This window comes from Bacillus sp. JCM 19034, from assembly GCF_001310635.1.
GTDB lineage: Bacteria > Bacillota > Bacilli > Bacillales > Bacillaceae_D > Halalkalibacter.
In genome coordinates this window covers 258,178-277,833 of the sequence record NZ_BAXR01000003.1, presented here as the reverse complement: position 1 = coordinate 277,833, position 19,656 = coordinate 258,178, and the positions used below count along the sequence as shown (strand labels likewise).

16 protein-coding genes, 6 pseudogenes and 1 other annotated feature are annotated in these 19,656 nt (G+C 37.1%); all 22 genes and pseudogenes read right to left on the bottom strand.

What is annotated here, in order from left to right; translation table 11 throughout:
- Positions 1-10: 10 nt before the first annotated feature.
- The 22 genes and pseudogenes from JCM19034_RS07600 to JCM19034_RS07485 all read right to left on the bottom strand — a co-directional run bounded on the left by JCM19034_RS07600 (position 11) and on the right by JCM19034_RS07485 (position 19,651).
- Positions 11-928, bottom strand: coding sequence for an aspartate carbamoyltransferase catalytic subunit (locus tag JCM19034_RS07600; protein WP_082393850.1), 918 nt, complete (start codon positions 926-928; stop codon positions 11-13).
- A gap of 154 nt (positions 929-1,082) precedes the next feature.
- A pseudogene (locus tag JCM19034_RS07595) lies at positions 1,083-2,380 on the bottom strand (solute carrier family 23 protein).
- A 36-nt stretch (positions 2,381-2,416) separates the two neighbouring features.
- On the bottom strand, positions 2,417-2,956 hold the full coding sequence (pyrR, locus tag JCM19034_RS07590) for a bifunctional pyr operon transcriptional regulator/uracil phosphoribosyltransferase PyrR (protein ID WP_062048588.1): 540 nt from the start codon (positions 2,954-2,956) through the stop codon (positions 2,417-2,419).
- A 233-nt stretch (positions 2,957-3,189) separates the two neighbouring features.
- The gene (locus JCM19034_RS07585) at positions 3,190-4,107 is read right to left on the bottom strand and encodes an RluA family pseudouridine synthase (protein WP_370621853.1); all 918 of its coding nucleotides are present in this window, start codon (positions 4,105-4,107) and stop codon (positions 3,190-3,192) included.
- Positions 4,104-4,599: pseudogene (gene lspA / locus JCM19034_RS07580) on the bottom strand (signal peptidase II). The gene JCM19034_RS07585 and the pseudogene lspA overlap by 4 nt, the downstream one beginning before the upstream one ends.
- Positions 4,600-4,734: 135 nt before the next feature.
- Complete coding sequence (locus JCM19034_RS07575) at positions 4,735-5,388, bottom strand: TraR/DksA C4-type zinc finger protein (RefSeq protein WP_062048585.1); 654 nt, start codon at positions 5,386-5,388, stop codon at positions 4,735-4,737.
- 157 nt (positions 5,389-5,545) lie between these two features.
- Positions 5,546-8,311 (bottom strand): isoleucine--tRNA ligase, encoded by a 2,766-nt coding sequence (ileS, locus tag JCM19034_RS07570; RefSeq protein ID WP_062048583.1) that lies wholly within the window; start codon positions 8,309-8,311, stop codon positions 5,546-5,548.
- Between the two features lie 119 nt (positions 8,312-8,430).
- Positions 8,431-8,649, bottom strand: a binding site (T-box leader).
- A 61-nt stretch (positions 8,650-8,710) separates the two neighbouring features.
- Complete coding sequence (locus JCM19034_RS07565; RefSeq protein WP_062048581.1) at positions 8,711-9,208, bottom strand: DivIVA domain-containing protein; 498 nt, start codon at positions 9,206-9,208, stop codon at positions 8,711-8,713.
- Between the two features lie 75 nt (positions 9,209-9,283).
- Positions 9,284-10,056, bottom strand: a pseudogene (locus JCM19034_RS07560) (RNA-binding protein).
- Positions 10,057-10,157: 101 nt separating this feature from the next.
- Positions 10,158-10,409 (bottom strand): YggT family protein, encoded by a 252-nt coding sequence (locus tag JCM19034_RS07555; RefSeq protein WP_062048579.1) that lies wholly within the window; start codon positions 10,407-10,409, stop codon positions 10,158-10,160.
- Positions 10,410-10,429: 20 nt separating this feature from the next.
- On the bottom strand, positions 10,430-10,882 hold the full coding sequence (locus tag JCM19034_RS07550; protein ID WP_062048576.1) for a cell division protein SepF: 453 nt from the start codon (positions 10,880-10,882) through the stop codon (positions 10,430-10,432).
- A 17-nt stretch (positions 10,883-10,899) separates the two neighbouring features.
- Positions 10,900-11,580 carry a YggS family pyridoxal phosphate-dependent enzyme gene (locus JCM19034_RS07545; RefSeq protein ID WP_062048798.1) on the bottom strand — a complete coding sequence of 227 codons (681 nt, stop codon included), beginning with the start codon at positions 11,578-11,580 and terminating at the stop codon, positions 10,900-10,902.
- Between the two features lie 19 nt (positions 11,581-11,599).
- Positions 11,600-11,785, bottom strand: a complete 186-nt coding sequence (locus JCM19034_RS24015; RefSeq protein ID WP_062048575.1) for a laccase domain-containing protein — start codon at positions 11,783-11,785, stop codon at positions 11,600-11,602.
- Complete coding sequence (locus tag JCM19034_RS07535) at positions 11,761-12,417, bottom strand: polyphenol oxidase family protein (RefSeq protein ID WP_062048573.1); 657 nt, start codon at positions 12,415-12,417, stop codon at positions 11,761-11,763. Before JCM19034_RS07535 ends, JCM19034_RS24015 begins: the two co-directional genes overlap by 25 nt.
- 90 nt (positions 12,418-12,507) lie before the next feature.
- Entirely contained in the window at positions 12,508-12,771 is a 264-nt protein-coding gene (locus tag JCM19034_RS07530; protein ID WP_062048571.1) for a YlmC/YmxH family sporulation protein, read from the bottom strand.
- Positions 12,772-12,953: 182 nt separating this feature from the next.
- Positions 12,954-13,738 (bottom strand): annotated as a pseudogene (gene sigG, locus JCM19034_RS07525) (RNA polymerase sporulation sigma factor SigG).
- Positions 13,739-13,974: 236 nt separating this feature from the next.
- Positions 13,975-14,688 carry an RNA polymerase sporulation sigma factor SigE gene (sigE, locus tag JCM19034_RS07520; RefSeq protein ID WP_062048569.1) on the bottom strand — a complete coding sequence of 238 codons (714 nt, stop codon included), beginning with the start codon at positions 14,686-14,688 and terminating at the stop codon, positions 13,975-13,977.
- Between the two features lie 55 nt (positions 14,689-14,743).
- Positions 14,744-15,671, bottom strand: a pseudogene (gene spoIIGA / locus JCM19034_RS24010) (sigma-E processing peptidase SpoIIGA).
- Between the two features lie 311 nt (positions 15,672-15,982).
- Entirely contained in the window at positions 15,983-17,122 is a 1,140-nt protein-coding gene (ftsZ, locus tag JCM19034_RS07500) for a cell division protein FtsZ (protein ID WP_062048561.1), read from the bottom strand.
- A 39-nt stretch (positions 17,123-17,161) separates the two neighbouring features.
- Positions 17,162-18,452, bottom strand: a pseudogene (gene ftsA, locus JCM19034_RS07495) (cell division protein FtsA).
- Positions 18,453-18,577: 125 nt separating this feature from the next.
- Positions 18,578-18,937: a small basic family protein gene (locus JCM19034_RS07490; protein WP_062048559.1), complete on the bottom strand. Its 360-nt coding sequence runs from the start codon at positions 18,935-18,937 to the stop codon at positions 18,578-18,580.
- 93 nt (positions 18,938-19,030) lie between these two features.
- Positions 19,031-19,651, bottom strand: a complete 621-nt coding sequence (locus tag JCM19034_RS07485; protein ID WP_231686866.1) for a DUF881 domain-containing protein — start codon at positions 19,649-19,651, stop codon at positions 19,031-19,033.
- Positions 19,652-19,656 lie beyond the last annotated feature (5 nt).

The following is a 19,656-nucleotide window of genomic DNA, read 5'->3' as shown; positions in this document are numbered from 1 at the left end:
TTTTCTCCTCCTATAATGTTTCGTTAAGAATAGCTCGCTTCAGCACAGCTTTGCGAACAGCGACACCATTTTGTATTTGCTTAAAGATTCTTGAATGCTTACTTTCAACTAACTCATCAGCGAGTTCAACGTTACGGTTGACAGGACCTGGGTGAAGTATGATTGCATTTGCCTTCAAGAAACTCACCCGTTCGATTGTCATACCGTAATTTTGATGATACTCCTCTTTAGAAAACGACATCGTTTGATCATGGCGTTCATGTTGAATTCTTAGAAGCATAACAACATCTGCATCTGGCATGAAACTGTCTAAATCGACGTGTTCATATAAATGTGTATAACCTTCCATCCAAGCGTGTGGACCAGCAATTTTTACATTTGCTCCGAGCCTGCTTAATGCTGCTGCATTGGAACGAGCGACCCGACTATGGCGTAAATCACCAGCAATGACAATGTTTAAACCTTTAAACGTTTGAAACTCCTGTTGAATCGTTAGTAAATCCAATAATGATTGTGTTGGGTGATGACCACTGCCATCCCCTCCATTTATGATTGGAATGGAGATGTGATCTTTAATCTGCTCATAATATTCATTTTCAGGATGACGAACGACTAATAGGTTTGCACCGATGGATTCGAAAGTTTTGACCGTATCTAATAATGTTTCGCCTTTTTGCACACTTGATGTTTCTTCACTAAATGAAAGGACATGAAAACCTAGTAACTTTTCGGCAATTTCAAAGCTATAACGCGTTCTTGTACTAGGTTCAAAGAATAAATTAGCCGCAACGATGGGTTTATTCACTTGCCACTCGTAGCCAGAAGCAAATTGCTCCGATTCACTTAACAATTGTAAAATTTCATTAGTAGACATAACATCTAACGTTAACAGATCTCCTCTTTGCTGTTGTAGCTCCATAACTGTCATTCTCCTCATCCCCTCATATTCTATTTCGATAAGTTGTGACAAAAAATACCCTGAGAAAGAGCTTCTCAGGGTATACGAAACGTCAAGAGGAATCTAAACCTCTCTTATTTCCACACCTTTTGAAGTCTCTCTGTACTTCTTTTAAAAGGATCGATTATTCTTCTATTTCAAACATTGACTTTTTGCTATAACTTACTTCTTTATTTGGTAATACTTGATGTAAGACTACCCCAATAATCGCAGCAAGTGCCATTCCTGATATTTCAACATGTTCCCCTGCTTGAATAACAGCTCCACCAATACCGATAACTAATATAATCGACGAGATGATTAAGTTTCGCTTTTCACCAAGGTTGATTTTATTATCAATCAACATTCTTAATCCGGATGAAGCTATAACACCGAATAAGAGAATGGATACACCACCCATTACTGCAGTTGGGATCGATTCAATAAAAGCTGCAAAGGTCCCAATAAATGACAGGATGATGGCAAATACGGCCGCACCCGCTATGACGAATACGCTAAAAACTCTCGTAATCGCTAAAACCCCAATGTTTTCACCATACGTTGTATTAGGTGGTCCGCCGATTAGAGAAGCAATAATCGTTGCAACTCCATCCCCTAATATCGATCGATGTAAGCCAGGTTTATCAATAAAGTTCTTGCCCACTACTTTACTTAAAACCATTTGATCACCAATATGCTCTGAAATCGTGACAATCGCGATTGGTACCATTATAAGCAAGACTGTCAAATTCAAACTTGGCGTATACGAAACAAATGGGACAATCACTTCAGGAGCGGAAATGAAGTCTGCATCTTTAACTGGTGTAAAATCAATAATTCCAACGATAAGTGATGTTATATAACCTCCAATAATTCCAAACAAGATCGGAACGAGGCTAAAAAAAACCTTTAAAGAAAAATCGATGACAGTACTGTAATTCCAAGTGATACTAGGGCGACAAACAAAAACATTCCATTATACTCACCCGTTACTTGATCATTCATAGACATATCAATGGCAGTGCCTGCTAAACCTAAACCAATGACCATAATAACAGGTCCAACAACAATCGGCGGTAATATTTTCATAATCCAACCTACTCCGATTGCTTTAATGACAAGTGCTATAATCCCGTAAACTATTCCAGCAAAGAAGCTCCCGATCATTGCTCCTTCCGGTCCACCAATCGCCATCGCTGATATGAGTGGAGCGATAAAGGCGAAAGAAGATCCTAAATACGCTGGCACTTGACCTTTTGTAATGAGTAAGTAAGCAAGTGTTCCAAGTCCACTAGAAAGCAATGCAACCGAAGGACTTAAATCAACTAAAAAAGGAACTAAAATCGTTGCTCCAAACATCGCAAATAGGTGCTGAATACTTAATATTATCCACTTATCTAAACGTGGTCTCTCCTTGATCCCGACTTCATGATTTGCTGCCATAGTATTTCCCCCTAATGTTGTCTATATATTACTTTACTATTTATTTTCAATTGTTACTTCGTCGATTTCATCTACTTCTTTTACCTTCGCAGCAATGATCTCGCTTTTAGAAGTGGGAACATTCTTTCCTACATAATCTGGTCGAATTGGTAATTCTCGATGACCACGATCAATTAAAACCGCTAATTGAATTTGTGAAGGGCGCCCGAGATCTACCAAAGCATCTAAAGCTGCTCGAACTGTCCTTCCTGTATAGAGTACATCATCGATCAAAATAACCTTTCGATTCGTAATATCAACCTCTATATTCGTTCCTTGAATGACCGGTTCTTCTGAAGCCGATTTTTTCGACAAATCATCACGATATAACGTAATATCTACTTCACCTACAGGAACAGCCACCCCTTCAATTTGTTCAATACGTTCAGCTAGTCTGTTCGCAATGTAAATTCCTCTCGTTTTGATGCCGATTAATACGCAATTATCTACGCCTTTATTTCGTTCAATAATTTCATGAGCAATCCTCGTAATTGCTCTTCTTATTGCTTGTTCATCTAAAATTACTCGCGACATCATAATCCTCCCTTTTCATGTATGAAATAAGAACATGTCTTTTATTATAAAAAAACCTCTCATACCGTTTAAGGCATGAGAGGGTCGTGTAAACATAGGTATAGCTAGTCAAAGTAGACATAGCCCACCATTCGTTTCCGTTTCCTTCTCAGCCTCACGGGACTGACGTTAAAGGACTTATTTGATTAATGCTAGTATGAATGAATTCGTCCGAATTGTCAACGACTTTTTTCGACTTATTGGGAACGGAGTAAAGCCAATTGCTCCTTCATATCTTCTGGTAGAGGTGCTTCAAAAAGCAGCTCTCTCCCCGTTCTTGGATGTTTAAAACCTAAAACCTCTGCATGCAGTGCCTGTCCATCTATTTGTAATGATTTTCGTTTAGGACCATACTTTGGATCTCCAGCTAAAGGATAACCTATATATTTCATATGAACACGAATTTGGTGAGTTCTACCTGTCTCTAATTCGCATTGTACATATGAAAAATTATTAAAGGTTTCTAAAACAGTAAAATGGGTAACAGCCTCTTTACTATTTGCTTCAATAACCGTCATCTTCTGCCGGTCCTTAGGGTCACGACCGATTGGTGCGTCTATTGTTCCGTGCTGATGCGGAATGACTCCATGGACAATTGCTTTATATATCCGTTTCGTTGTTTTCGCTTTTAGTTGATTAACTAGCGATTCATGAGCACGGTCATTTTTTGCAACCATTATTAGTCCTGATGTATCCTTATCTATTCGGTGTACAATACCAGGACGAATGACACCATTAATTCCAGATAAGTCGTTACAGTGAAACATTAGGGCATTGACTAACGTTCCCGAAGAATGACCAGGTGCCGGATGGACAACCATGCCCCTCGGTTTATTGACGACAATAACATCTTCGTCCTCATAAACGACAGCAATGGGAATGTTTTCAGCTTCAACTTGTAACTCTTCAGGTTCAGGAATTATTAATTGTACATGATCGTTTTCCATTACTTTATAATTTCTTTTTACAGGCATATTATTTACTTTAACACACTCATCATTTATCCAATTCTGTACTTGTGTTCTAGACCATTCGTTTTGAAAACTTGTTAAGATCTTATCAATCCGTTCACCTTGCTGTTCACCTGTTATGTTCCATTCATGTTGCTCCACTATGCTCTCTCCTTTTTCTGTTTCCGCTCATCAGCAATCATTTTTATAAGAATAAGTGCTACCCCGACACAGAGCCGAATCAGCTACGTTAAATATCGCAAAGTCATAACCAAAAATATATGTATCAATAAAATCAACTACTTCTCGACGAAATATACGGTCAATAAAGTTTCCGAGTGCTCCTCCAAGAAGTAGCCCTAAGGATATCCCCATTATTATACTTTTCGATGCTTCTTTTTTCATGAAATAAATAATACCGACAACAACAATAATCGTCACAACATAAAAAAACCACATTTGTCCTTCTAAAATACCGAAAGCTGCTCCTGTATTACGATGTGACGTTAGATAGAGAACATTCTCAATTACTGTTATTCTCTCCCCAATAGCCATTTCCTTAACTACGATCCATTTTGAAAGTTGATCTAATAAAATGATAACGACCGCAATAGCATAATACTTTAATACTTTCAATCTTACCCCTCCACCTACCATTAAATTGTTAACTTTTGTTATTATATCATAACTGAAAAATACGAGCAGTTTTTCTTCTTGGATAAGAGCGCCGAGCTTGCACGTTTCTAAATGGTAACGGCTCGCAACGACGCTTTAACTACAAGTCAGTTTTATTTAATTTTTTCCATTTAAATAATGATCATAATGAACATTTCGTTGGAACTCAACATTATCGCTTCCAGAGTACCCTTCTATTCCTGTAGAAAGAAATCCTTCAATCTCTTCCACATATCCAATTAATTCATCCTGTTCTGTTAATGAAGAATCTTCAAATATCATCGAATTCTCATTAAAAGAAGCAACTGCTTGATAAGAGTCTTCGGCATCAAATTGCGTTTCCTTTGATATATGATCAAAAACAAACGTGTCAAAACCTTCTAATACATCTTCTTCCGCTGGATGAGAAGTATCCCAATGATTCGAAGATTCCTCCATAATAATTGTTCTTGCTGTTGGATTAGCTTCAAGTCGTTCAAAAGGGATTTCTTTTCCTGTCCGTTCACATATTCCATAAGTGCCATTATCAAACTTCGCCAAAGCATGTTCAATTTCTTCATGTTCATGCTCAAGCTGTTCCATTAAAGCAGCATCCTTTTCCCTTTCATACAAATCAGTTGCGGTATCAGCTGGATGATTATCATATTGTGATAATTCTCCTGTTGTAAATGAAAGTGTATCTCTTTCTTCATCTGAAAAACTGTTTTTTATCCGTGATTCTACGGTTTTTTTTCTTTCCATTAATTGCTGTTTCAAGGATGAGTAATCCATCTTGCATTCCCCCAGTCCATACTTGACGTCCATTTAAAGACGCTCAATTATAGTTTCACCACTGACAAAAAAGCTACCCAAGTAAGATTTAACCTTGTTGAGGGCAATTTAAGAAATCATAAAAAGCGACTAGCATTTACTAGTCGCTTTTTTCATATTACTTCGTATAATACTTTGATACTGTGTCTGCACATGAAAGACACAACGTTGGATGTGCTAAAGATTGTCCAACTGTATTTGAAACAACCCAACAGCGCTCACACGTTTGACCTTCAGCTGCTTCAACAACTACTGATATTTCCTCAAATGTTGCAGCAGACTCAGGTACCTCGCTTCCCTTTTTGGCAATTACTACATTTGATACAATAAATAGTTTCTCTAAATTTGAAATGGATGTTAATAATTCATGCACCTTACCGTCAGCATATAGAGTAATGGCTGCAGTTAGCGATTTCCCAATCTTTTTCTCATTACGTGCTTGTTCTAGTGCTTTAAGAACATCATCACGAACAGTCATAAACAAATTCCACTTCGCATTAAGCTCTGTAACATCGTCAAATGTTTGAGCCTTTGGAATATCTGTCAATTGCACACTTTCTTCTATTACTCCTGGAATATGGCCCCATACCTCGTCAGCTGTATGTGGTAAAATTGGCGAAATAAGCTTCGTCAACGTTACGAGCAATTCATACATTACGGATTGTATCGCTCTACGTGCAGGGTGATCAGCATGTTCGATATACAACGTATCCTTTGCCATATCCATATAGAAAGAGCTTAATTCAATTGTACAGAAGTTATGAATGGTATGATAAACCGTTGAGAACTGATATTGTTCATAAGCCTCTGTTACTTTTTCAATTACTTCGTTTAACTTCACAAGCATAAATAAATCAACATCTTTTAGCTGTTTGTATTCAAGGCGATGAACATTCGGATCAAAATCATGTAAATTTCCTAACAAAAAGCGGAACGTATTACGAATTTTACGATACGATTCAGATACTTGCTTCAAAATCTTATCAGAAACACGTACATCTGCTTGATAATCAACAGATGCCACCCAAAGCCGTAAAATATCGGCTCCAAGTTGCTTCATCACGTCATTTGGTATGACGACATTACCGATTGACTTACTCATTTTTCGTCCATCACCATCAAGAGCGAAGCCATGACTCAAAACCCCTTTGTAAGGTGCCTTTCCTGTTACAGCAACAGCTGTTGAAAGTGATGAATTAAACCAACCACGATATTGGTCAGAACCTTCTAAATATAAATCAGCTGGTCGGCTTAGCTCCTCTCGTTCTTCAAGAACAGCTTGATGAGAAGAACCAGAATCAAACCAAACATCCATAATATCCATTTCACGCGTAAACGTTCCATTCGGACTATGGGGTGATGTAAAACCTTCAGGTAATAATTGCTCTGTATCCCACTCAAACCAAATATTTGAACCGTGTTCACGGAATAAGTTTGCCACATGATCAATTGTTTCATCCGTAATAATTGGTTCACCATCTTCACCATAAAATACAGGAATTGGCACTCCCCATGCACGCTGTCTGGAAATACACCAATCTCCACGATCACGTACCATGTTAAACAAACGAGTTTCTCCCCATTTCGGAAGCCAGTCAACTTCTTCAATCGCTTTAAGAAGCTGCTCACGGAATTGCTCAATTGAAGCAAACCATTGAGCTGTTGCTCGATAAATAACAGGCTTTTTCGTCCGCCAATCATGGGCATATGAATGGGTAATAAACGATAATTTCAGCAGTGCACCAAGTTCGTCCAGCTTTTCTGTAATTGGTTTATTTGCTTCATCATAAAACAATCCTTCAAAGCCAGGTGCTTCAGATGTCATGTATCCTTTATCATCAACCGGGCATAATACATCTAACCCGTATTTTTGTCCGACAATATAGTCTTCTTCCCCGTGACCTGGTGCAGTATGAACACAACCTGTTCCGGCATCTAATGTAACATGGTCACCACACATAACTAATGAGTCACGTTTATAGATCGGATGTTCAGCAATAACATTTTCTAGTGAAGTTCCTTTAAATGATTTCGTAACTTCATACGCATCCCATTCTAATTCCTTCACTAACGTTTCAAGTAGACCTTCAGCAACGACAAATTTTTGATTCTGGACACTTACTACTACGTATGTTAAATCAGGGTGTACAGCAATACCTAAGTTAGCTGGGATTGTCCAAGGAGTTGTTGTCCAAATGACCATCTTTTCGTCACCAGCTAAAACTCCCTTCCCATCTTTCACATTAAATGCAACATAAATGGACGGCGAGCGTTTGTCATGGTACTCAATTTCAGCTTCAGCTAATGCAGATTCTGAAGATGGAGACCAATATACAGGCTTTTTCCCTTTGTAGATGTATCCTTTCTTCGCCATTTCACCGAACACTTTAATTTGTCCAGCTTCATAACCTTTATCAAGAGTGATATATGGGTTCCACCAATCACCACGAACCCCTAAACGCATAAATTGTTCCCGTTGACGAGCGATTTGCTTGTGAGCATATTCCTCACAAAGTTGGCGAAACTGAGCTACACTCATTTCTTTTCGTTTTACCTTGCCGCTTTTCGTTAAAGCCGTTTCAATCGGTAGACCATGTGTGTCCCACCCTGGAACATAAGGAGCATGATACCCACTCATTGATTTAAACCGGACGATAAAATCCTTTAAAATTTTATTTAACGCGTGGCCCATATGAATATCACCATTAGCATATGGTGGACCATCATGTAAAACAAATAAAGGTCGGTCCTTTGTACGTTCTTGTACTTTCTCATAAATTTTTTGTTCTTCCCATTCATTTTGACGCTCTGGTTCACGATTCGGTAAATTACCTCTCATTGGAAAAGCCGTTTTCGGCATTAATAATGTTTCTTTGTAATCCATCGTTTCAACTCCTTTTTTTTAAACAACTACTATCAAAAATTTTTATTTCATATGAAGATGGAATGTAAGTTAGACTTTCTGTGAAGGTACTCCTTCACAAAAAAACTTCCCATCCCTAAAAAAGGGACGAGAAGTTTACCCGTGGTACCACCCTCATGAAAAGACAACGTCTTTCCACTCAAGCATTCGTAACGTGAATGAACCGTTGCCGCTTACTGAAGTAGTTCAGCGCAAAACTAAAGGGGGATCTTCCAATATGTTATGTATTCAGGCTTCCACCATCCCTGATTCGCTAGTTACAGTGAACAAATTGTACTCTTCCTTATTATCGTCTTTACTTATCATTTCATAATTTAAGAATGAGATTATTATATGATAGTGATCCGAGAAGATCAAGCTTTATTCAGCATAAATTCTTTCTTCTTCATCATCAACAGTATTAGTCATTTCCTTCCAGTCTTCTGTTTGCAACAATTCAAGCTGGGCTTCTATCAACATTTTAAAACGCATTTTATAAACAGATGCTTGCTTCTTCAATTCTTCCATATCCATCATCACTTTTCGTGATTTTGCAAGAGCATCATTAATAATCCGATCAGCATTTTTCTCTGCTTCCTTGACAATTAACTGTGCTTCCTTTTGTGCATTTCTTCTAACTTCTTCGGCTGTTTCTTGGGCAACTAAAATAGATTTATTTAATGTTTCTTCCATATCATTAAAATGATCTAATTTTTCTTTAAGCGTCGTAAGTTCTTCAAATAATTCCTTTTTTTCACGTATAACAGCTTCGTAATCTTTAATGACTTGGTCTAAAAACTCATTAACCTCATCTTCATCATATCCGCGAAATCCTCTAGTAAATTCTTTGTTATGAATATCTAATGGTGTTAAAGGCATAGTGCCACCTCCTAGTTTGTACTTTGCTTTATAGACTATTCGACATAATTAACCGAGTTCCTTCAACAAGATTTATTAGGAAAGCTGGCCAAATCGAAGTCGATATTTATCCTTTTTGGTTTTACCTTCAATTTCAATAAGCTTTGTTCTTCCAAAACCTCTAACAGAAAGTTGATCACCTTCAACTAGAAGTAGTGCTGGTTGATCAACGAGTTTAAAATTGACTTTCACTAGCCCCTTTTCAATATAGGGCCGGACCTTTGTACGTGAAAGATTAAAAATTTGTGACATGACTGCATCTAATCGTAAGGAGGAAACCGTTGTCGTTGACTCAATCCATACGTCCTGCTTTTTCTCAAGCTTTGATAAAGCTAAGGGAGCAATCGACACTGTCGCTTTACCAATCATTTGTAAATTCGCTCGCACATATTCCTCTATTTCCTCGGCAATGATTACTTGAACATGTTCTTTACACATGATAATATCTCCAAATTTTTCACGCTTAAGTCCTAGATTCATTAGTGCACCCAAAACATCACGATGCTCAAGTGAAACAAATTTAACAGGATAACGAATTTCGTATAAGGATAATTTAAAATCTCCCTCATCCACTTCAATATATGACGGTGCAATGAGGGCACGTTTCCGTTCAGAATAAGGTGAGCCTCCAAAAAAAGCAATTGTTACTTCATCGTCATTACCAATTATACTTTGTATAATCTCTTGCTCTCTCGGGTCAAGAAATTCGGTTAACCTTTCGCGATAGCTAGTTTCACATCTTGTTGCCATTCTACCACTTGATCAACAAATGACCATTCATTTTGGCGGAAATGTTGATAAATACTCATGAAGACACCACTTTCATTTAGAAAAACACAGAGCGTCAAGAACCTGCTTACACTTCTCGTAATTTCCTACAAGACGCTCCTGCAAATTATATTCTATATATCTAAAATATCGCAGCTACTCCCATTCTAGCAAAATGCAAGGCGAGAATAGCGACAATTGGTGATATATCAATCATTCCTAATGGAGGGATAATTTTTCTAAATGGCTCCAAAAATGGTTCGACGATTTGACCTAACATTTGGCCAATCGATGTTTCACGTGCATTAGGAAACCATGACATTAAAATGTAAGCAATCACCATATATGAATAAATTTGTAGTGCATATATTAAGATCATACCAATTCCACTCATTTTTCTTTCACCACCTTTTTCTACTGATCAAATTGCTCTTGAATCATCTCCGTTATGGAACCTGTTACATCAACGTTATCCGGGGTACACAAAAATATATTCATACCCACTTTTTGAATATCTCCGCCTATCGCATAAACGGTCCCACTTAAAAAATCAACAATTCGTTTTGCTTGATCATGAGAGACCCGCTGTAAATTAATTATGACTGCTTTTCGATTTTTTAAATGATCAGCAATGTCTTGTGCTTCGTCATATGTTCGTGGCTCAAGTAAAATCATTTTTGCTCCTTTTTGAATACTCTGCAAGCTGACGACATTTTGTTGGGTTTGTGTTTTCGTTTGATTTGAACGAGATCGCCTCTTCTGTGGCTCCACTTCTTCAGTTGGATGTAAAACTTCTTCTACTTCTTCCACTTCCTCATAATGATCATCAAGCTCAAAAAAACGTTTAAATTTTGATTTCATTCCCACCATTTCCTCCTCCTTTGTTAACCTTTTCCAACTAAAGCTGAACCAATTCGGATAAATGTTGCCCCTTCCTCAAGTGCCACCTTATAATCATTAGACATACCCATTGATAACTCATGGCAAGGTGCGTGCGGCCATTTCTTTTGTTGAACACGCTGTTGAATTTCTCGTAATTTGCGGAAAATAGGTCGCGTGAGCTCAGGATCTTCAACATTAGGTGCCATTGTCATTAAACCAACTACTTCAATTCCATTATTTTCAGCTAGCTGTTCAATAAATGTTTCAACTTCATTAGAGTGTAGTCCAGATTTAGATTCTTCCCCTGATACATTTACTTGGACAAAACATTTCATCACTTTGCCCTCTGGCATGCGCTTGTCCAATTCCTTGGCAAGTGATAATCTTTCCAAGGAATGAACATAATCATACTTTCCAGCAATTTCTTTTACTTTCCTTGTTTGCAACGTCCCAATAAAATGCCACGTTCCTTCAGGTTGGAAAGCTTCCCATTTTTCTAATGCCCCTTCGATACGGTTTTCCCCAAAATGTTGGATACCAGCATCTAGTGCCTCTGCAGTGGTTTCAATTGAAACATACTTTGTTACTGCAATAATATGTATCTCGGACTGATTTCGACCAATCCTTTGACAAATTTCTTGAATATCCTCTTTAATTTTATTGACATTTTCCTGAACAGTCATTCTTTCTTCACCTTCCAAACTATCTCATTCCGATAAAACTCATAAGCCTACCAGTTTTGCCACCTTCAGCACGATGAGAAAAGAAGCGATCATCTCCTGCTGTACAATAAGAAGAAATAAGAATTTGCGATGCAGCAATTCCTTCTTGCAACAACAAATAATTATTAACCATTCGTAAATCTAATAGAAAATGATCTTCAGACATTTTTTATAAAGCAATGAGGTATCAAATGAGTGTGCAAAGCATTTATTAACGGCCTCAATCACAACTCGATTTACCTCATATCGTTCAGCACTTATACAAGGACCAATTGTAATGAGAATATCTTTCTTTTGCACCCCTTCATTTTCAACCCACAGCTTCACCATATTTGTCGCTATACGTGAAACGCTTCCCCGCCATCCAGCATGGGCTAAACCAATTAGGTTCGCTGTAGGTGCATAATAAAAGATAGGTACGCAATCAGCATATAAGCTCGTTAATAGTAGGTTGGGTTCATTTGTATACAACCCATCGGTATTACGAATAGCTGATTCCAAATCATTCGCACCCTTCCCTTTTTCCATTGCGGAAACACGAACAATCTTCGCACCATGAACTTGCTCCGATCCAACCCAATTTGAAAGTGGAAAGGAAAGATCGCCTGCTAATAATTGACGATTTTGTCGAACCAATTCTTGGTCATCATCGACATGAAAGCCCATATTTAAACTTCTGAACGGAAATCGACTTACTCCACCATTTCTTGTCGTAAATCCGACAACTAAGGAAGAAAACTTCTGTTCCCATTGCGATAGTTTAAAATAACGTTCACTTTCTTGAATAAATGGTTCCATTCCTTTCTCTCCTCGTTTAACTAAAAATAAGACGGTACTTATATTCTATCATAGGTATGAAAAAACACGAAACATCTTTCTGAGCTTTTCCTATTTTACTCGCTGTTTCACATTAAATTTTGACTGTAATTCGACCAAGATCACATCTGATCCAATCCGGATGATATTATTCCATGGAATAATGATTTCTTCGACTTCCTTACCAAACATGCTCATGACCCGTCCAGTACCACTAATCACAAGTGCGTTAATTTGGCCTGATTGTAAATCAATTTCAATATCTGTTAGTTGTCCTAATCGCTTACCATTCTCCATATTCACAATGTCTTTTGCTTGAAGTTCAGATATTTTCATGCCTCACGACTCCCTATTTATAAATTAAGTTCTTATCACTATATATGCTGTAAGGTAGTAAATTTATGTACAAATACAACTTTTCATTCAAGCTGTATTGTTGCTTTAGCAAGAGTCAATGTGTCTACTTATTGAGCATTTAAAAACCCGAAAAGGTATCCTTTTCGGTTCTCATTCCAATATTAAACTTGAGCATGTTTATTCATATGCTGTATTGCAGCTTTTTCTAAACGAGACACTTGAGCTTGTGATATCCCAATTTCATCTGCAACTTCCATTTGTGTTTTCCCTTGGAAAAACCGCATATTTAAGATCATTTTCTCGCGCTCATTTAATCGCACCATCGCTTCTTTAAGTGCAATTTCTTCAACCCAATTCACATCACGATTTCTTTCATCGCTGATTTGATCCATTACAAAAATAGGATCCCCCCATCATTGTAAATGGGTTCAAATAAAGAAACTGGGTCTTGAATCGCATCTAAAGCAAAGACAACATCCTCTTTTGGTACATTTAATACTTTTGCAATTTCTTGAACAGTCGGTTCTTTCTCCCTCTTTTTCTCTGCCATTAATTGATCACGTACTTGCAACGCCTTATACGCAATATCTCGTAATGAACGAGAAACACGTATGGGGTTATTGTCACGTAAATAGCGCCTAATTTCACCAATAATCATTGGCACTGCATATGTAGAAAATTTTACATTTTGACTTAAATCGAAATTGTCAATTGATTTCATTAAGCCAATACAACCGACTTGAAAGAGATCATCCACATACTCTCCGCGATTATTAAAGCGTTGGATTACGCTCAATACAAGCCGTAAGTTGCCATTAACTAGCGTTTCTCTTGCATCTGGATCACCATTTTGCAAACGCTGAAATAATTCACGCATTTCTGCATTTTTCAGAACAGGTAACTTAGACGTATCTACACCACATATTTCAACTTTATTTCGTGTCAATTCTTTCCCTCCTATCGCGGGAGATGATGTCTAAGAAAAGTATCTCCGGCGAAGGAAAAAATATGCACGAGCCCTACTATGCACAAAAGGCAAAAATTAGGTTCGTGCTCGTCAGCACACGAATTTTTACAAAATTTTTTTATAAAGTGTTTTTCTAACATAGCTTTTTTAAAATGTGGATGACAATCTAAAAATGAGCTGATTTTTTGAGAAATCGTTCTTAAAATGTTTATTATTTATACCATTTTATTAAATTCCTTTTGTAGGCGTTTTATAATCCTTTTTTCTAACCTAGAAATATAGGATTGTGATATACCTAGCATATCAGCAACATCCTTTTGTGTTTTTTCTTCATCCCCTGCTAGTCCAAATCTCAACTCCATAATTTGTTTCTCCCTATCATTCAATGTGTGCAATGCTTTAACGAGTAATTTCCGATCAACCTTTTCTTCAATTCCTCTTGTAATAATATCCTCTTCTGTCCCTAAGACGTCAGAAAGTAAGAGTTCATTACCATCCCAATCAATATTTAATGGTTCATCGAAAGACACCTCTGATCTTGTTTTATTATTCCGTCTTAAATACATTAAAATTTCATTCTCAATACACCTTGAAGCATATGTAGCTAGTTTAATCTTCTTTTCAGGATTAAACGTGTTAACCGCCTTAATCAATCCAATTGTACCTATACTAATTAAATCTTCAATGTTGATTCCAGTATTTTCAAATTTTCTAGCAATATAAACAACTAATCTTAAATTCCGCTCAATAAGAATGGATCGAACGGCTTTATCGCCTGATGGTAATTTTTTAAGTAGTACTGCCTCTTCTTCCTTCGTTAACGGTGGAGGAAGTGCTTCACTTCCTCCTATGTAATAAATTTCATCAGGCTTCATTCCGAGTCGATACATAATTTTATACCATAATAATTTCATCTTTAGTTTCAGCATACTAAGCCCCCTACATTTAAGTACATTAATGAAACATCTAAATGATCATTACCATTTACGATGTTTTTACTTCCCTTGAAATCTCTTGTTGTATTAACGACGGATGAATTATACTAGTAAATGATTGGTCTGACGATAGCTCTTTATCTTGAATCGCAATTAATACTTTAGACGTTTCAATCAATCCTTCTTCCATAAACAGCTTAATGCAATCTGGCCGAATCGCTACTAAAAAAGGCGATGACTGTCCTACTGCACGGTATGGAATAATGGTCAATCGACTTGATAAACGTTCAGAATCGGGATCATCGATCGTCGAAGTTTCATTAAATTGAATAAGTTGATCAATTATTTTCTTTGAATACACTTCATAAAAAGATTTGCTTCCATGACAACAACTGGCCGCTTAGTGAGCGGATCTACTAATTGATTTCCTGTATCAAGTAATCCTTTGGAATAGAGACATTTATCGTCAATTTCCACTTGAATATCAATTAATTGTTTAGCTTGAATGTGTCTGTACTCAATCTCTTGAAAACGATGTTTTGAAAAATACCATACTAGTGGAAAGCCCACACAGACGAATAGCCAACTAAAACCGCTACCATATCCTTTATTAACATTTAATAAACCATCTAACAGGTGCGAATCTGTTTGCCAAAAGAAATGAAGTGCAAATAATCCCCCCCTGTCATAAACGCAACAAAATAAAACATACAAAGCACTTGAAAAAAATAGCGGAGCCTCTTATAACCAAATCCGATTAAAACTATAAAGATTGAATAAACTACTTTAAACAAAGGCTCATAAACAATGAAACTAAATGGTGTAAATAATAAAAAGACGATAAATGATGCAAATACGGCAGCTAGTATCATTCGTAAATGTTGAAAGGGTCGCTTTAAAAGCAAATAAGTTAAAGCAATTAGCAAATAATCAATAAAAAGGTTCAATAACCAAATAAGATCAAGGTAGATCGTCATAAGCACCCTCATAGCCATCGATTTACAGCTAGTATACATTTAGTCTATTACGAAGTCTGTCAATTCATGACAGACTTCTAATACTATTTTTAAGAGATTTTCAATCAATTTGTCAGTTCTAATAGGAGGAAAATAAAATAGGAAATAAGAGGGTAAATCTTAAGACGTTCATTAAGGTGTTTTTACGTGATTTCGTCTATTTACTGATGGCGATACGTTAGACAAATCTCTATACAAAAAAGTCTGTCGACCGTCTCGCTTTTACGAGACTTTGTCGACAGACTGAGGTTTGTCCAAAATGAGACAACCTTTTAACGATTACGGTTACGTCGATTACGTAAAAATGTAGGAATATCTAACGTATCGGTTGGTTCAGCTGTAGAAGGTTTTGGTTGCTGTCCACCTCTTGTTTCCGTTTTTACTTCGTCATTTGATTGTTTCAATGTATTGCTTTTCACCGGCTTTTGTGTCAATGTTCTAGATGAATTGACCAGTTCGTTTTCTTCAAATCCAGTAGCAATGACCGTTACAACAATTTCATCTTTTAAGTTTTCATTAATTACTGAACCAAAAATCATATTTACCTCAGGATCAGATGCACCCGAGACTATTTCAGCAGCTTCATGAACTTCATATAATGATAAATTCGCACCACCGGTAATATTCATTAAAACACCTTGGGCACCGTCAACAGACGTTTCAAGTAAAGGACTTGAGATAGCCTTTTTCGCAGCTTCACTTGCTCGATTTTCTCCAGTTGCAATTCCAATTCCCATTAATGCAGAACCTTTATTACTCATAATCGTTTTTACGTCTGCAAAATCTAAATTAATTAGACCAGGTGTTGCAATTAAATCGGAAATACCTTGAACCCCTTGACGTAAGACATTATCTGCTTCTCTAAAAGCTTCTAACATCGGTGTATTCTTATCGACAATTTCCAGAATCCGGTCATTTGGAATAACGATTAATGTATCTACTTTCTCCTTTAATGCTTCTATCCCTAAAGAAGCATGTGTTGAACGTTTACGACCTTCAAACGTAAATGGTCTTGTAACTACTCCAACAGTCAATGCCCCTAACTCCTTGGCAACTTCAGCAATAACGGGGGCAGCACCAGTTCCCGTTCCACCACCCATTCCAGCGGTAATAAAAACCATATCTGCTCCAGTTAATACCTCTTCAAGGTGCTCCTTACTTTCTTCAGCTGCCTTCTTTCCAATTTCCGGATTTGCTCCGGCTCCAAGTCCTCTTGTTAATTTCCCTCCGAGCTGGAGTTTTGTTTCTGCTTTTGATAAATGTAATGCTTGAGCATCCGTATTTACTGCTATAAACTCCACACCATTTAATCCATTTTCAATCATACGATTAACGGCATTACTACCGCCACCACCAACACCGATGACTTTAATTTGTGCTAACTGATCCATATCCATCTCAAACTCTAACATGTCCGATCCTCCTATTTAAACGAAGTTGCCCGTTCGAACTTATTGAAAGAACACCTTCAAAAAGTCCTTAACCTTCCCTTTTGATTTTGGTTTTCGGTCGGCTTCGTATTTCGTTTCTTGTTTTTCTTGTTTCTTGACTGGTTGTGTATACACTGGCTCTGAATCGATTGAGACTGTAGCAGCTACTTCTCTTCCTTGTATTTTAACATTTTTATAGGCAAATTGTATTAATCCAACAGCTGTTGTGTACTGAGGCTCTCTTACACCTAAATAATCTGGCATAGCCACCCTCACATTCCCAGGTAATAATTCACTCGCTAACTCCAGTACACCAGGAATCATAACTGTCCCACCTGTTAAAACAAAACCACCAGGAAAATCACTGTAGCCCATACGATGTATTTCACGATATGTTAATTCAAACATTTCTTCGACGCGAGGCTCAATGATATTAGCTAAATCACGTTGAGTATAGTGAACACGTTCTGCTTGTCCAATCGTTGATACTTCAAATTGTTCTTCCGTTTCCGCTTCATCGATATAAGAATGTCCAAATTTCACCTTAATACGCTCAGCTTCCTCAGTCGAGGTACGTAACCCAACGGCAATATCATTCGTAATATGATCACCACCGACAGGAACGACAGCTGTATCTTTTAACGTTCCATGTTCAAAAATCGATACGGTTATTGAACCCCCACCCATATCAATGAGGCATACGCCTAAATTTTTCTCATCCTTAGAAATCGCAACAGAACCAGTCGCTAGCGGCTGCAAGCAAAAACCTACAACCTGCAGGCCCGCTCGTTCAACACATCGATATAAATTATGTAAAGCTGTTTTAGCCCCTGAAATAATCGTTCCTTCCATTTCAAGCCGAACGCCAATCATACCGCGTGGGTCATTTATTTCATCCAAACCATCAACGATAAATTGCTTTGGAATAACATCAATAATTTCTCGTTCCGGTGGAATGGACACAACTTGTGCCGCATCTATAACTCTAGTAATATCCTCATCGCTAATTTCTCGATCTGGACTAGAAACAGCGACAACTCCATGACAAGATTGCAATTGAATATGGTTACCATTCACACCAACAATGACTTGATTGATTTTCATACTAACCATGCGTTCAGCTTGATCAATTGCTCGTTTTATTGAATTTACAGTTTCATCAATATCAACGATGGCACTTTTTTTTAATTCCTTCAGAATCAACTTTACCAACACCAATTATATTCATTGTACCATTTGACATTTCCCCAATTATCACTCTGACATTGGATGTACCGATGTCTAAACTTACGTAGATTTCATTGTTGTCCATTCTATGGCACCTCCTTAAAAGATCTATTAAACGCTCCTAAGAATTCACTTTTAAAACTAGTTATTAAACATATTCAACAAGAATTAGTATTCTCCTTTAGAACTATAAGATATTTATGAATATTTTCATTCATTCATCGTAGTACGATCGGATTTCCATTTTGCTAATACTAATCTTCGAATAACAGCAATATTATTGAACAATCGAACACCGAAAGCAAAAATAGCTGCTAAATATAAGTCTACACCAAGATGAACCCCTAGAAAAGCTAAACCTGCTGCAAGTAAAATATTAAAAAAGAAACCTGAGACAAAAACATTAGTATCGAACGTTTCTTGTAGATATGCCCGAACCCCACCAAATAGGGTATCAAGTGCCGCTAATACAGCGATTGATAAATAGTTTGAATATTCATCAGGTACGCGAAAATCTGTCATAAGTCCTATAACAATTCCAATAATTAATCCTATAATCGGTAACCACATTTTTCACCTACTCCTCCTTCACTTCTTCCATAAAACGCACTCGAGGTGTTTGATCATAAGCTGGTATTACTAGTTCGTCCATTATTTCAATTGTTATTTCATACCCTTCAATCTCAAAAAATCTACTGACGCTGATACAACCATATGATTATGTAAACGTTCAGGATCATGAGCAAGGACTTTTACTTTTAATGGAAGTGGAGGTAAGCGCCGATTGTTTAAGTATGTCATTTGATTGACATCACGAAATGCTGAGGTTGTAATGATTCTTTCATTACCAACAGCTATTTCCTTAGCTCCGTAAATATTTAATTCATTAATTAAAAATCGGAAAACTTCTGAAGAAGGCATAAATCGATCATGACCAACATATTGATCATTGTAAAGTGAACGTATCGTAATTTCAATTCCTCCACCAGTTATTTCAGTTAAACCGGCTTCTGCGCGCATTTCTTCGATTTGATTTTCAAGAACAGTCACAACTTCTCCACCTACATTTTCTGCAGACTGTTCATATTGTTCTATTAATGACTGTATTTGTTCTAGTTCCTGCTCAAGGTCTTGCCTCTTCTCTTGTTCGGCCAATACCTCAGCTCTTAATTCACGAATATCCCGTGTATCTCTTATATTAGGCTCCTTAGTCGTTTGAAATTGAATAGCAATCATAAAGCCAATAACAAGTGTAATTAATGTAAATGCAGATTTCACTTTCATTCTGA

Coding starts and splice junctions, on each gene's coding strand:
- sigE (WP_062048569.1), bottom strand. CDS start 14,688: ATGCTGAAACTAAAGATGAAATTATTATGGTATAAAATTATGTATCGA.
- JCM19034_RS07535 (WP_062048573.1), bottom strand. CDS start 12,417: ATGGAACCATTTATTCAAGAAAGTGAACGTTATTTTAAACTATCGCAA.
- JCM19034_RS07490 (WP_062048559.1), bottom strand. CDS start 18,937: ATGTGGTTACCGATTATAGGATTAATTATTGGAATTGTTATAGGACTT.
- JCM19034_RS07530 (WP_062048571.1), bottom strand. CDS start 12,771: ATGAAAATATCTGAACTTCAAGCAAAAGACATTGTGAATATGGAGAAT.
- ileS (WP_062048583.1), bottom strand. CDS start 8,311: ATGGATTACAAAGAAACATTATTAATGCCGAAAACGGCTTTTCCAATG.
- pyrR (WP_062048588.1), bottom strand. CDS start 2,956: ATGATGTCGCGAGTAATTTTAGATGAACAAGCAATAAGAAGAGCAATT.
- JCM19034_RS07600 (WP_082393850.1), bottom strand. CDS start 928: ATGACAGTTATGGAGCTACAACAGCAAAGAGGAGATCTGTTAACGTTA.
- JCM19034_RS24015 (WP_062048575.1), bottom strand. CDS start 11,785: ATGTCTGAAGATCATTTTCTATTAGATTTACGAATGGTTAATAATTAT.
- JCM19034_RS07575 (WP_062048585.1), bottom strand. CDS start 5,388: ATGGATTACTCATCCTTGAAACAGCAATTAATGGAAAGAAAAAAAACC.
- JCM19034_RS07545 (WP_062048798.1), bottom strand. CDS start 11,580: ATGACTGTTCAGGAAAATGTCAATAAAATTAAAGAGGATATTCAAGAA.
- JCM19034_RS07485 (WP_231686866.1), bottom strand. CDS start 19,651: ATGAAAGTGAAATCTGCATTTACATTAATTACACTTGTTATTGGCTTT.
- JCM19034_RS07565 (WP_062048581.1), bottom strand. CDS start 9,208: ATGCCTTTAACACCATTAGATATTCATAACAAAGAATTTACTAGAGGA.
- ftsZ (WP_062048561.1), bottom strand. CDS start 17,122: ATGTTAGAGTTTGAGATGGATATGGATCAGTTAGCACAAATTAAAGTC.
- JCM19034_RS07555 (WP_062048579.1), bottom strand. CDS start 10,409: ATGAGTGGAATTGGTATGATCTTAATATATGCACTACAAATTTATTCA.